Here is a 13,547-nt window from a genome sequence, read left to right as displayed (position 1 = left end):
CGAAGTCTCCTAGAGTTTCTGCACGCGCAGCCGCAGCGCATTGGCGATGACCGAGACCGAGGACAGGCTCATCGCCGCCGCGGCGATCATCGGCGAGAGCAGCAGGCCGAGCACCGGATAGAGGATACCTGCGGCAACGGGAACGCCGAGCGCATTATAGCCGAAGGCGAAGCCGAGGTTCTGGCGGATATTGCGCATCGTCGCTTCCGCCAGACGGCGGGCGCGGACGATGCCATTGAGATCGCCCTTCACCAGGGTGATCCCGGCGCTTTCCATCGCTACATCGGCGCCGGTGCCCATGGCAATGCCGACATCGGCCGCTGCCAGCGCGGGAGCGTCATTGACGCCGTCACCGGCCATGGCGACGACGGCGCCCTTGGCACGCAGCTCGTCGATCAGCGCCTTCTTGCCCTCAGGAAGGACGTCGGCACGGACCTCGTCGATGCCGAGCTGCCTTGCCACGGCCTTGGCGGTCCGCTCGTTGTCACCGGTTGCCATGATGATCCGCAGGCCGCTTTCGTGCAGCGCCCGGATTGCGGCTGCCGTCGTCGGCTTGATCCGGTCGGCGACGGCGACGAAGCCTGCGAGGCTGCCGTCGATGGTGACGAACATCACGGTCTTGCCCTCATCGCGCAGCGCGATGATCTGTTGATAGAGCGCCGAGGTGTCGATGCCGAGATCCTGCATCATCGCGGCATTTCCGAGCGCGACCTTCGCGCCGCCGACGAGGCCGGAGACGCCCTTGCCGGTGAGCGCTTCAAAGGAAGTCACGTCAGCGGTTGCAATGCCACGCTCTTCGGCGCCCGCGGCGATCGCCTCGGCGAGCGGATGTTCCGAGCCGCGTTCAAGGCTGGCTGCAGCGGCGAGCAGCCGGCTTTCGCCGATGCCGCCGAGAGCGACGGCGTCGGTGAGGCGCGGTTTGCCCTCTGTGAGGGTTCCGGTCTTGTCGACGATCAGCGTATCGACCTTGGAGAAGCGCTCCAGCGCTTCCGCATCCTTGATCAGCACGCCTTCCTGGGCGCCGCGTCCCGTGGCGATCATGATCGACATCGGCGTTGCAAGACCGAGGGCGCAGGGGCAGGCGATGATCAGCACGGCGACGGCTGCGATCAGTGCGTGGGCGAGGCGCGGCTCCGGCCCGACGATCATCCAGGCGCCGAAGGCGAGGATCGCGACGGCGACGACGGCGGGCACGAAGACGGCCGAGACTCGATCGACGGCACCCTGGATCGGCGCGCGCGAGCGCTGCGCCTTGGCGACCATATCGACGATCTGCGACAGGGTCGTCTCGGCGCCGACGCGCTCGGCGGTCATGATGAAGCTGCCGTTGCGGTTCATCGTGCCGCCGGTGACGGCATCGCCGCTGGTCTTTTCGACTGGCAGCGGCTCGCCTGTGATCATCGATTCATCGACAGTCGACTGTCCTTCGCTGACCAGTCCATCGACCGGCACGCGCTCGCCGGGGCGCACCCGCAAGCGGTCGCCCTTGGCGATGTCGTCGACCTCGATATCGATCTCGCTGCCATCGGCATTGATCCGCCGCGCGGTCTTCGGGGCAAGGTCGAGCAGGGCGCGGATCGCCGAACCGGTACGCTCGCGTGCCTTCAGCTCAAGCAGCTGGCCGACGAAGACCAGCGCCACGATGACGGCAGCGGCCTCGAAATAGACCGGAACCGTATCGCCGTGGCCGCGAATACTCATCGGGAACAGGCCGGGCGCCAATGTCGCGACGACGCTGTAGAGATAGGCGGTGCCGACGCCGAGGCCGATCAGCGTCCACATGTTCGGGCTGCGGTTGACGAGGGATGCCCAGGCGCGGCGGAAGAAGGGAATGGCGGCCCAGAGCACGACGGGCGTCGCCAGCGCAAGCTCCAGCCAGACGGCGCGCGCCTCGCCGATCATGTCGCGCAGCGGCAGGCCGATCATCGGCCCCATGGTCAGCGCCAGCAGCGGCACGGCGAGCACTGCGCTCACCCAGAAGCGGCGGGTGAAATCGACAAGCTCCGGGTTCGGGCCTTCGTCCGCCGGCGGGATGCCCATTGGTTCTAGCGCCATGCCGCATTTCGGGCAGTCGCCGGGATGATCGCTGATCACCTCGGGATGCATCGGGCAGGTATACTGCGTGCCTTTCGGCATGGGCTTCGGCGCCGGGCGGTTGCCGTCGCGGTAGTCCGCCGGGTTTGCCTCGAATTTCGCCTTGCAGCCCGCGGAGCAGAAATAGAACTTCTCGCCCTCATGCTTCAGGAAGTGCTTTGCCGTCGAGCGGTCGACCGACATGCCGCAGACAGGATCCTTGGCAGTCAGATAATCCTGCGGTGCCGCTTCAAACTTCGTGCGGCAGCCGTCGCAGCAGAAATGGTAGCTGTGTCCTCCGTGAACGAGGCTCGGCTTGCCGGCGTTCGGATCAACCGTCATGCCGCAGACGGGATCGCGCGTGACCGGAGCCTCGGCACCAGCGCCGTGGCTATGGCCGGAGCAGCAATCATGCGCTCCGTGGCCGTGATGGTGGGAATGGTCGTGATTATCCATAGGCTTCTCCTTTGCCCAAGCGGGCAGTGGATAGGCTTATGAACCTTCCAGCAACTGGAAGGTCAAGCGGGAATTTTCATCCCGTCTGAAAATCATCAATCCGGCTCGATCAGGGCGACCGGCTGGACGCCGAGAATATCGCCAAGCGGCAGGCGCGGTCCGGGATCGAGATGGCGTCCTGTCAGCAGATCGCATTTGATGCCCTGCAGGCCGGGCGGGATTTCGATCGCCGTATCGGCCCAGAACTCCGGCCCGGAAAACAACACGCCGGGATCCAGCCAGCCGAGCATCAGCCGGGGCACGACCGTGATCGCATAGTCGCCGTCGAGCGCGCGAGCGAAGGCGACGGCATGATCCCTGCGGCTTCCGGTGATGCTGAGCGGCAGATAGCGGCCCTCGGCAAACAGCTTCGGTTGGCGGCGGCGCAGATGCAGGCCGATCTCGACGATCCGCTGTTTCAGCACCGGCACCGTGAGCTCGCCGATCTCGCCATGGGCTGACAGCGTCTTGCGCAATGCCTTGAAATCCACCGGGCGGCGATTGTCAGGGTCGACAAGGCTGAAGTCGAAGCCCTCTGCACCCTGATAGATATCGGGAATGCCGGGGGCGGTCAGCTTGATCAGCGTTTGCGACAGGCTGTTGAGATAGCCGGCGGAGAGAACCGGTCGCAGCGTCTCGGCGAAATCCTCGTGGAAGGTGAGGCTGGAAGAGGCAGTCAGCGCCGATGCGTATGTGCGGACCGCAGCCTCATATCCTGCATGCGGCTCGTCCCAGCTGGTGCCGAGCTTGGCCTCGCGGATCGCCTTTTCGGCATAGGCGGTGAACCGCTCCGTCAGTTTCTCCGCACGTCCCTCGCTGAAATCCTCCGGCCAGATGCCGGCGAGCGCCTGATAGAGCATCCATTCGACATTGCCTTCGGGTGTCAGGCCGCCGGGCAGTTCCGTCAGATGCTCGCGGTTCATCTGCCGCCAGCGCTCGACGCCGCGCCGCCAGAGATCCGGTTCTTCGCTGAGGGCATAGAGGCGGGCGCGGGCGTCTTCGCCGCGCTTGGTGTCGTGGGTCGAGGTGGCCGACAGCCCGTGCGGCTGTTCTGCGGCGCGGTCTTGCATGAAGCGGTGAAAGGCCTCGATGCCGCCGGGCGTGGCATCCGGCTCGCCTCCGACTTCGTTGGCCGCCAGAAGCCGGTTGTGGCGATAAAAGAGCGTGTCCTCCATCGCCTTCGCCACCACGGGGCCGCTCAATTGCTGGAAGCGCCGCTGGAATTCCTCCGCGCGTCCACTTCTCAGCAATCCACAGATGCCGTCGAGCGCCCTGCGGTCTTTGAGATGCCTGGCAGCCTCTTGCTTGACCTTATCCAGCACCACGGTTTCGGGCGCGTCCATGGCACCATCCTGACCGTAGGTGCGATAGACGGGAAAGGCGATCAGCAGCTCGCGGATGACCTTCTTGATTTCCGCCTCGGATGTATCGGGAAGCGTCGCGCTCGCGAGCCCGGTCAGGCGGCTGACTTCACCTGCAAAATTGCGCTCGACCATCAGCGTCTTGGCTGCCCGCAGCCCTTCCTGAAAATCCGCAGTACCGGGGGCGATGGTGGCATAGGACTTCTGCAGCTCTGCCATGCCCTTGGGATCGATGAAAAGATCGGCAAGCGCCGAGATGAACTCGTACCCCGTCGTGCCGGAAATCGGCCAATCGGCGGGCAGAGTCTCGCCATGGCCGAGGATCTTTTCGACGATGATATAGGTTTCCGGCCCGGTCGCTTGCCGCAACCGGTCGAGATAGGCCTTGGGGTCGGCAAGACCGTCGATATGGTCGAGCCGCAAACCCTGGACCTGACCGGAGCGGACGAGATCGAGAACCACGCGATGGCTGTCTTCGAAGACCGCCTCGTCCTCGACGCGCAGGCCGACAAGGCCGGTGACCTCGAAGAAGCGGCGGTAGCTCAGGTGAGCGGCGGCTGTTTTCCAGTGCGTCAGGCGCCAATGCTGGACTTCGTGGAGACGGGCGATGTCGCCGGTTTCGGCTAGGCTATCCGGGTGCAGCGGCAGATGCGTCTCGAAATAGGCGAGCGAGCGCTCGCCAGTGTTCTGATCAGTAACGATCTGCAGTTCGCCGTCGGCCAGCGCCTCCTCGAATGGCTTGCCGAGAATGGGAAGTGTCAGCGGCTCAGACCAATCGATGTCGAAATAGCCGGCGTAGCGGCTCTCCCTCCCGTATCTCAGCACATCCCGCCACCAGGCGTTTTCCACCGAAGCCGCCATATGGTTCGGCACGATATCGAGGATCAAGCCGAGACCGGCTGCCTTAAGCTCGGCACAGAGCCGCTCGAAACCTTCGCGCCCGCCGATCGTGGGGTCGATTTCATTGGCGTCGGTGACGTCGTAGCCGTGGGTCGAGCCGGAGGCCGCCGTGAAGATCGGCGAGGCATAGAGATGGCTGATGCCGAGCGGCTTGAGATAGGGCACGAGTTCGGCCGCCCGGTCGAAGGTCATGCCGTCGCGGAACTGTAGCCTGTAGGTGGATGTGGGAAGCGTCATGAGCCGCCTTTGTTCGGGATTGCAACGATCCGGAACGGCGGTGGCGGGCTTTTGTTCCCGCCAACGGAGCTCTTGCAGGCTTCAGGACGAGGTCGTCAAGCGCGCCGGTAGACCTGCGCCTGCGTGCCCTTCGGAAAGGTCTTCGAACTCACCAATTCAAGGCGGCGCAGCGCCGTGACGCCGGAGAAGATCGGCAGGCCGCTGCCGAGCGCGATCGGGTAGACCATCAGCCGGTATTCGTCGACCAGATCGCCAGCGATCAGGCTGCGGGCGAAGGCTGCGCCGCCATGAGCGACGATCGGCTTGCCGTCTATGGCTTTCAGCCGGGCGATTTCCTCACGCAGGTCACCGCTCGCGACATAGGCGTCCCGCCAGTTCCCGGTCTTTGCGGCTTCGAGAATCGAGGTTCCCTGCTGCGAAAAGACCGCCTTCGCGATCTCATTCATCGGCGCGGCGAAGGGGCCTGCCGCCGTCGGCCAGAAGCCGGCCATGCTCTTGAAGGTGCGGCTGCCCATGATGTGCAGACCGGCGCTCGAGACGGTCTCCACCTTCCAGGCGATCGCCTCCTGGTCGCCGTTGAAAATCCAGTCGAGCTCGCCGTTGGGGCCGCAGACGAAGCCGTCGAGGGACATGGCCATGGTGAGGATCAGGTCTCGCATTGCTCTCTCCTTGCGCTGTTCTGATCCAAGGACGCAGCGAGGGCGCAAGTTCCGACAGGCGCGGCGGAAAATTCGTGAAACGGCGTCGCCTCAATCGACGAAGATGCCGACGCTCGCGGCGCGGCCCATGGCATCGATCACCGTCAGCTTCGAGTAACCGGCGCCATCGGGCAGCCACTGGTTGGTGCGGCGGCGGGAGAGATCGGGCAGCGGCTTGCCGTTGGCGAGCCAGCGGAACGGTGCCCGGCCGCCCTGCAGCTTCAGCATCAGCGGCGCAAGTTGTCCGCTTTTGGCGCCGAGATCCACATGCGCGCCTTCGGGCGGATAGACGATCTGCGGCGCGGATTCGCGTGTGGAATTGACGAGCAGGCCGCTGGCATTCAGCGCGAAACGGCGCTGGCTCACCGGCAAGTCGGCCTTGGCGATGCGCACCGCGCCTGAGGGCGGGCGCGGCAGCGGCGTTGTGGCGATGCCCGACTTGGTGAAGGCCTCGAAGAGGATCGGCGCCGCGGTGCCGTAGCCCGTTAGGCCCGGAACGGCACCATTGTCAGGCCGCCCGACCCAGACGCCGAGCACATAGCGGCCGTCATAGCCGACCGACCAGGCGTCGCGGTAGCCGTAGCTCGTGCCGGTCTTGTAAGCGATGCCGCGCTGCGGTGCGCCGGCCGGCGGTATCACGCCCGAGAGAATATCGGCGATGTTCCAGACGGCGACCGGCTCCAGCAGCGGTTCGCCGTCGATCTTGCCCGGCATGCCGGTCACGCCGTCGCCGATACGCACCGGCTGCCCCTTGTTGGCAAGCGCCGTGTAGAGCTGGACCAGATCTTTCAATGTCACGCCGACGCCGCCGAGGCCGATTGCCAGACCAGGCGTTTCGTTCGGCGGCAGGCTGGGGCGCACCTCGGCGCGGCGGAAGCGCACCATCAGCCGCGTCGGATTGACGGCATCGAGCAGCTTGACGGCGGGAACGTTCAGCGAAAGTTGCAAGGCTTCCCGGATCGTCACGTCGCCCTGATAGCTCATGTCGAAATTGCGGGGCCGGTAGCCGAAGAAATCCGAGGGGCGATCCTCGATGATGGTTTCCTGGCTGACGAGGCCCTGTTCGAAGGCGAGACCATAGATGAAGGGCTTCAGCGTCGAGCCCGGCGAGCGGCTGATCCGGGTCATGTCGATCCAGCCGGAGCGGCTGGCGTCGAAATAATCGGCCGAGCCGACTTCGCCGACGATTTCGCCGCTGCGGGCATCGGCCATCACCATGGCGACGGAGAGTTTCGGGCCGAGCCGCATCGCGGCGTTCTTCGCGGCGAGTTCCAGCCCTTCCTGCACCTGCTTCTTCAGCGTCGTCTTGTGCTCGCGCTCCTGCGGCGCCTTGCGCAACGCGGCTTCGGCGACATGGGCGGCAAGCGCCGGGAGCTGCATGCGCCGCGCCGGCACCAGCGTCGCCTCGGCGCGCTCGGCCTCGCCATCGCCGACGGCGTCGATGACGGCGACGCGTTCCAACACGCGTTTGCGCGCCGCTTCGGCAGCGGCGAGATTGCGGTCCGGCCGGCGCTTTTCCGGAAGCTGCGGCAGAGCGACGAGAAGGGCGGCCTGCGCCACCGTCAGCCGCTTCGGCTCCTTGCCGAAATAGGCAAGGCTTGCTGCCCGGACACCTTCCAGATTGCCACCATAGGGGGCGTGGGTCAGGTAGATGTCGAGGATCTGTTCCTTCGAGAGCCGACGTTCGATCTGGATGGCGCGGGCCACCTGCAGCAGCTTGGCCGACAGCGAGCGGCCGCTACGCGGCTCGATCAGCCGCGCCACCTGCATCGAAAGCGTCGAGGCGCCCGAGATGATGCGGCCATTGGTGACGAGCTGCAGCGCTGCGCGGCCGATCGCCAGCGCGTCGATGCCGTGGTGATCGTAGAAACGCCGGTCCTCGTAGGCGACCAGCATGCGCAGGAACTGCGGATCGACATCGGATACATCGGTCTTCAGCCGCCAGCGCCCCTCAGGTGTCGCGAAGGCGCGCAGCAGCTGGCCGTCGGCGTCGAGCACCTCGGCGGAGACCTGCCCGGCCCTGTCGATCGGCGGCGGATAGGCCTTGTCGGCGGCATCGAGGCCAAGCAGCACTGCGCCGGCAAGAAGAATGCCGGCCGCAGATGTGATGGTGAGCTTGTGCCAGAGCCGCATTATTGTGCTGCGACAACCTCCATCTTGCCCATGGCCGTGCGTGCCGAGAGCTGCGGACGGTACATGTCCTCCACGACGGCCGCCGGATGATCGTAGGTGCCGGGTGTGACGGCGCGCACGACATAGGCGACGTTGATCTCGCGGTTATCGCCTTCCGAGCGGTTGAAGGCCGCAACGAAGCGGTCATCGCGGAATTCGGTATGGGCGGCCGTCTGTTCGCCGATCCAGTCGAAATTCGTCAACTGGGCGCTGTCGACCAGGCTCGGATTGTCGATCTGGAAACCGGCGGGCAGGAGATCGGTGATGACGATGCGCGACGGCCAGTCGTTGCTTTCGGTCACATGCAGCACGACGACATAGCGCTCGTTCTGCTTGGCCTCGCTGACATTCGCCTCTTCGCCGTCGAGCGTGTAGTAGCTGCGCTCGATCGCAAAACCGTCACCGCCGGCAGGCAGCGGCGAAACCGGCGCGGCAACCGTGGTGACGACGGCGGAGACTGCATCGCTGGTGGCGCTCTTCAGCGTCAGCGGGTTGGTCATCAGCGCATCACCGGTCATCGTCGCCATATAGGCACCGCTATGCTCGGCGCCGTTGACATCGACCTTCAGCGCGTCGTCGCCGCTCTGGATGGCGCGGGCGGCGAGCAGCATCCAGGCCTGTTCCTGCGTGCTCGTCCATTTCGACCGGTTGAACTCCTTGGCAACGGCTTTGGCGAGCTCCGGAATGACCGGAGGCACCGGACGGCTTTCGGCGGCGAGCGCCAGAATGGCAGCGCCATCGCGCAGGATCGAACCATAGTCGGTGCGCGAAAGATTGACGCGCTGGACCATCGATGTCTCGGTCATCTGCAGCGCATCGACGAAGATATTCTTCGAGCGCGTGGCGTCCCCATAGAGCGCCAGCGCGGCAGCGATATGCGCCTTAGCGAGCGGCGTCGGGAAGTCGTTGATCATCGTATCCGCGTAGTAGCGCAGGTCGCTGATCGCCGCCTTCTTGTTGCGGGCGAGAACGTAGAGCGCATAGGCGATCTCGTCGCCCTGCGTCTTGACGTTGACGTCGTAGCTGAGCGCGTTCTGCAGGTTTTCGAGCGCCTGCACGAGAGCGCGATCCGGTACGTCATACTTCTCTTCGCGCGCCCGCGTCAGGAAGTCGGTGACGTAGGAATCGAGCCAGAGATCGCCGGAATCCGGTCCCCAGAGGCCGAAGCTGCCGGCCGATGCCTGGTAGGAAAGCACGCGGTAGATCGCGTCCTGTACGCGCTTCTTGATGTCCGCATCGTCTTCCAGCCCGTTCTGCTTGGCGAGTTCGCCGAGATAGAGGAGCGGCATGGCGCGGCTCGTCGTCTGCTCGGCGCAGCCGAAGGGATAGCGGTCGAGCGTCATCAGCATCGCCGGAATGTCGAAGGCGGCGGAGCGGGTGACATTGACACTGACGGAGGCACCCGGCAGCACGCTGTCTGCCAGCAGTTCCTTGTCGATCGTCAGCGAAGCACCGGGCTTCAGCGCGATGACGCGGCGTTCGGTGACCGGCAGTGCCGCAGGGCGTACGGGCACGTCAGCGGTCTGGTCGAGCGACAGGCCGGATGCATCCGAGAGGTTGATCGAGACGGTGCCCTGGCCCGGCTGCTTGCCGACGACGGCAAGGGTCAGGTCGGATTTTCCGCCGGCATCGAGATGGATGGTCTTGGAGGCCGAAGCCGCGTCCACACCGACGGCGTCATTGCCTGTGACTGCGATCTTGAAATCGCCTGCAGGCGCGTCGGTATTGGCGATGTCGAGACGCAGTTCCGCCTTGTCTCCCGGTGCCAGGAATTTCGGCAGGCTGGCGGTGACGACGACGGGGTCGCGGATGATGACATCTTTGACTCCGTGACCCACACCGTCCTTCGACCAGGCGACGGCCATGATGCGCGCCGTGCCGTTGAATTGCGGAATGTCGAAGCTGACATTCGCCTTGCCCTCGGCATCGAGCTTCACCGGACCGGAGAAGAAGGCGACGAGCTTCTGCGTCGGCGGGCTGGCCGAGAGCGCCACCGCGCCACCATCGCCGCCGGTGCGTAGCTTGCCGGTCGCGCCGAGCGAGCCGTCGATCAGACGGCCGTAGAGGTCACGGATTTCAAGGCCGAGCTGGCGCTGGCCGAAATACCAGTCCTCGGGGTTCGGCGCCTCGTAGCGTGTCAGGTTGAGAATGCCGACATCGACGGCGGCAACCGTCACATAGGCGTCCTCGTTCGCGCCGGCTCCGGCAACGGCGAGGCTGATATTCAGCGGTCCGCGCGGCAGCATCTTCTCGGGCGCATCGACCTTGACCTGCAGCGCCCGCTGCTCGGGATCGACCTTCAGCCATTTGATGCCGATGGAGCGCATCGGCATGTGGTTGTCCTGGCTGTCGCCGGGCCGGAAGAGCGTGGCGGTGACATAGGCACCGGCGCCCCATTCGGCGGTAACGGGAATATCGACCTCTCCGCCGGTCTCGCCCATCGTCGCATTCTGCACGGCAACGAGATTTTCGGTGCCGGCTGCGACCATCAGCTCGCCGCCGTAGCGCGAGGTGACCTTGAGCTTGGCGGTTTCGCCGACCTTGTAGCTGTCCTTGTCGAGGGCGATTTCGAGACCATCGGGCGTCTCCGTCGAGGTCGTCTCGACGAACCAGCCGGCATCGAATTCGAAGCTCGAGGTCGGGCCGTCGGCATCCGGGCTTTCGACTTCGAGGCGATAGCGGCCCCAGCCGACAGGCACGGAAATCTTGCCGCCATCGGTTCCGGCATCGACCACGCCGTCGGCGACCTGGCGGGCATTATAGGCGGGTTCGTATTTCCAGGCAGTGCCATCGCGGTACCACTGGTATTCGCGCTCGAGATTGTAGAACTTCCAGCGCAGGCCCTTCATGTCCTGCTTCTGGCCTTCGGCAGTGGTGCCGATGATGTTGAAGGAGGCGGTCGAATTCTCGGCGACGTCACCGGAGAATTCCGGCTTGATGCCGATCATCGGTCCCTGGTTCTTGACCGGGATGACCAGCGAGCGCTCCAGCGCCCGGCCGCCCTGTTCCTGCATGCGGATATAGACGGTGGCGTTCAGAAGCTGCGTCGTGGCGGGCAGATCGCCGACGGTCAGATCCGTCGAGGCCTGGCCGTTCTCGTCGAGTTCGGGCAGGCCCTCGATCGTCTGGCGGTTCTCTTCCGAGGCTTCCTCATCGGCAAGGCCGAAGAAATAGCCGGGGAAGGCGGCGCTCTCGCGGGTCGGCTTGATGACGACATCGCCCTCGAGCGTCAGGCCTGCGGCCGGTGCGCCATAGAGATATTTGCCATTGATCTCGATCGTCGCCGGCGTATCCGGGCCGATCTCCTTGGCCTCGGTCTTCAGCTCCATGTCGGTGCGATCAGGGACGAAATCGTCGACCAGGAAGCTCTTGGTGCCGATCGCCTCGCCCTTGGGATCGGTATAGATGTTCATCGTCCAGGTGCCGCGCATGGCGTTCTGCTGCACCGGCAGATCGACAGTATAGCCGCCGAGATCGCTGGTCTCCTTGATGATCCGGCGATCCTCGACGCCATCTGGGCGCAGGAAGACGAAGGTGAGCGGCAGGTTTTCGATCGCCTTGCCGTCGGTATCGCGGGCAAGCGCCGAGGCATGCACGGTTTCCCCGGCGCGGTAGATGCCGCGCTCGGTGAAGGTCATGATATCGATCGCACCCGGTGAGGCGCGGCCGGTGACGCCGCGGTCCGAGAGATCGAAGCCTGCCCGCGTCATGTCGAGGAAGACGTAATCGGAATCGCCGTTCTTGGCAGTAATGACGGCGGGTGTCAGCGCCGCCGTGCCGCGCATCAGGCCGGCGGTGAAGGTGGCGCGGCCGTTATCGTCGGTCTTGGCGGTGCCGAGCACTTCGTTGTTCTTCGCAAGCAGCGTCAGCTCGACACCTGCGATCGGCTTGGCCGATGCCAGCGAGCGGGTGAAGACGTTGAGGCCGTCGGTTCCGGCATAGGTGGTGATGCCGACATCCGAGACGACGAACCACTGCGTCGCCTTGCTGTCCCATTCATTCGCAGGCGCATTGGCAGGCGAGGCGATCAGCACGTAGACGCCGGGCTTGCGCTGCGGCAGAGCTTCATCGACCGGGAAGCTCGTCACCACATCCTTGTTGAGGTCGTTGGCGATATCGATCGAACCCTGCCAGACGAGTTCGCCGCTTTCATCCTCGATGCGCTGGGCGCTGTAGCCGTCGAGCTGGGTCAGGAACTGCGAGCTCGTCAGCAGCGGCGCGATGCCGCGATCGCCGATGCGGTAAAGCTTCAGCGCCGCCGACTGGATGTTGACGGAAACCAGCGGAATGCCGCGGCGCGCCGTCGACGGCAGCACGAAGCTGTCGCCGGTGAAGCGCACGGTCTGGCTGCGGTCCTTGACGTAGATGTCGAGGCTGACGGGCGCTTCCAGCACCTCGTCGACCGAGGACGGCAGGCCGGAGCGGAAGACCAGCTTGTAATTCTCGCCGTGGACGAGGCCTTCGACGCAGATCTGCTTGTCCTTGGCTTCGAGCGCCTTCGGCGCCTGGCCGTTCAGCGTCACGAAGGGTGTGTAGTCGGTGGTCTTGACCAGCGATTCCGAGAAGGTGACGCAGGCGCGGGGCGTGGCGCTGTCGGCATCGACATTATGCTCGGTGATGCGGAAGCCCTGTTCGGCCTTCAGCTTCAGATAGGCGTCGCTGACTTCCTTGGAGCTGACAAGCGCCAGGCTCGCCTTGTAGGCATTGAGGGCGGCGCGGTAGTTGGAATTCTTGGCGAGCGAGGTCGCGAGTACGGCCAGCGCATCGGCGCGCTTGGTGGCGGTGCGCGTCAGATTATAGGCGTTCAGAGCGTCAAGCTGCGCCTGGCCGAAGACCTGGCTGTCGGTGCCGCCGAGCGAATTTGCGGCGCGCGCCGTCTCCAGCCAGAGGTCGCCATCGTCAGGGGTGAGTGCCAGCGCGCCGTGGAAGGATTCCAGCGCGGCCGCGAGATTGTTGGCGGTCAGGTCGAGGCGGGCGGTTGCCGTCAGGTTGTCGACCGACTGGCCCTCCTGGGCCTCGGTCAGCTCGTTGTTGGTCTTGTAGTCGCGGGCCTGCTGGATGACGTCAGCAGAGAGGAAATTGAGGCGCGGGGCAGCGCCCAGATCCGGCTCCTGCGGAATGGCTGCGGCCGTCGTCTCGACGATGCGCCCGGCGATCGCGCCCGGGAAGGCGTTCATCGTCTTGAAGTCGGATTTCAGAAAGCACCACTGGACCTTCGGATTATAGGTTAAGGCCTTGCAGCTCTTGTCGCCGATGCAGGAAGCCTTGCACTGGTCGAGCGAGACGTTCTGCTCGGTCCTGAGATCGAAGCCGAAGAAATCGGCGTCCTTGATCGTCTGGATATCGCGCTTCTTGTCTGCGGCAGTGGCCGGAAGGCTGATTGCAAATGCAGACAAGGCGATGGCGGCGAAGGCGAAAAACGAGCGTACAGACATCAAGTCCCCCCGGTCGGCTGGCGCTGATCGGCGTGCACTTTTGGCCGGGCCGTCGCCATTGTCAACACAACTTATGCGGTGTCCCGCTTTCGTACAGCAGCCGCCATCCCATTGTCACTTCCGCGTGAGATAAGTCCTTTTGAATTGCGCCTTTTTGCAGCTTTCGACACGATGGG

General features: G+C 64.8%; 5 protein-coding genes. All 5 read right to left on the bottom strand.

The genetic code is table 11. From position 1 onward, the window contains the following. Nucleotides 1–9: 9 nt before the first annotated feature. Nucleotides 10–2,529, bottom strand: coding sequence for a heavy metal translocating P-type ATPase (locus tag ACEN84_RS31860; RefSeq protein WP_413711918.1), 2,520 nt, complete (start codon nt 2,527–2,529; stop codon nt 10–12). A gap of 95 nt (nt 2,530–2,624) precedes the next feature. After that, a complete protein-coding gene (treY, locus tag ACEN84_RS31855) occupies nt 2,625–5,066 on the bottom strand; it encodes a malto-oligosyltrehalose synthase (protein ID WP_413711917.1) in 2,442 nt (813 codons plus the stop codon). Between the two features lie 95 nt (nt 5,067–5,161). Beyond that, the gene (locus ACEN84_RS31850) at nt 5,162–5,725 is read right to left on the bottom strand and encodes a dihydrofolate reductase family protein (RefSeq protein ID WP_413711916.1); all 564 of its coding nucleotides are present in this window, start codon (nt 5,723–5,725) and stop codon (nt 5,162–5,164) included. A gap of 90 nt (nt 5,726–5,815) precedes the next feature. Continuing rightward, nucleotides 5,816–7,897, bottom strand: coding sequence for a penicillin-binding protein 1C (pbpC, locus tag ACEN84_RS31845; RefSeq protein WP_413711915.1), 2,082 nt, complete (start codon nt 7,895–7,897; stop codon nt 5,816–5,818). After that, nucleotides 7,897–13,371, bottom strand: a complete 5,475-nt coding sequence (locus ACEN84_RS31840; RefSeq protein ID WP_413711914.1) for an MG2 domain-containing protein — start codon at nt 13,369–13,371, stop codon at nt 7,897–7,899. The genes pbpC and ACEN84_RS31840 overlap by 1 nt, the downstream gene beginning before the upstream one ends. Nucleotides 13,372–13,547: the final 176 nt, after the last annotated feature.

It is taken from the genome of Rhizobium sp. Rhizsp82 (assembly GCF_047325115.1).
In the GTDB taxonomy this organism is placed as follows: domain Bacteria; phylum Pseudomonadota; class Alphaproteobacteria; order Rhizobiales; family Rhizobiaceae; genus Rhizobium.
The sequence above is the reverse complement of the archived record's forward strand: the minus strand, read 5'-3'. Positions and strand labels throughout refer to the sequence as shown.

Excerpts from the sequence above, each read along its gene's own strand:
- ACEN84_RS31860 (WP_413711918.1), bottom strand. The coding sequence starts at position 2,529 with ATGGATAATCACGACCATTCCCACCATCACGGCCACGGAGCGCATGAT.
- treY (WP_413711917.1), bottom strand. The coding sequence starts at position 5,066 with ATGACGCTTCCCACATCCACCTACAGGCTACAGTTCCGCGACGGCATG.
- pbpC (WP_413711915.1), bottom strand. The coding sequence starts at position 7,897 with ATGCGGCTCTGGCACAAGCTCACCATCACATCTGCGGCCGGCATTCTT.
- ACEN84_RS31840 (WP_413711914.1), bottom strand. The coding sequence starts at position 13,371 with ATGTCTGTACGCTCGTTTTTCGCCTTCGCCGCCATCGCCTTGTCTGCA.
- ACEN84_RS31850 (WP_413711916.1), bottom strand. The coding sequence starts at position 5,725 with ATGCGAGACCTGATCCTCACCATGGCCATGTCCCTCGACGGCTTCGTC.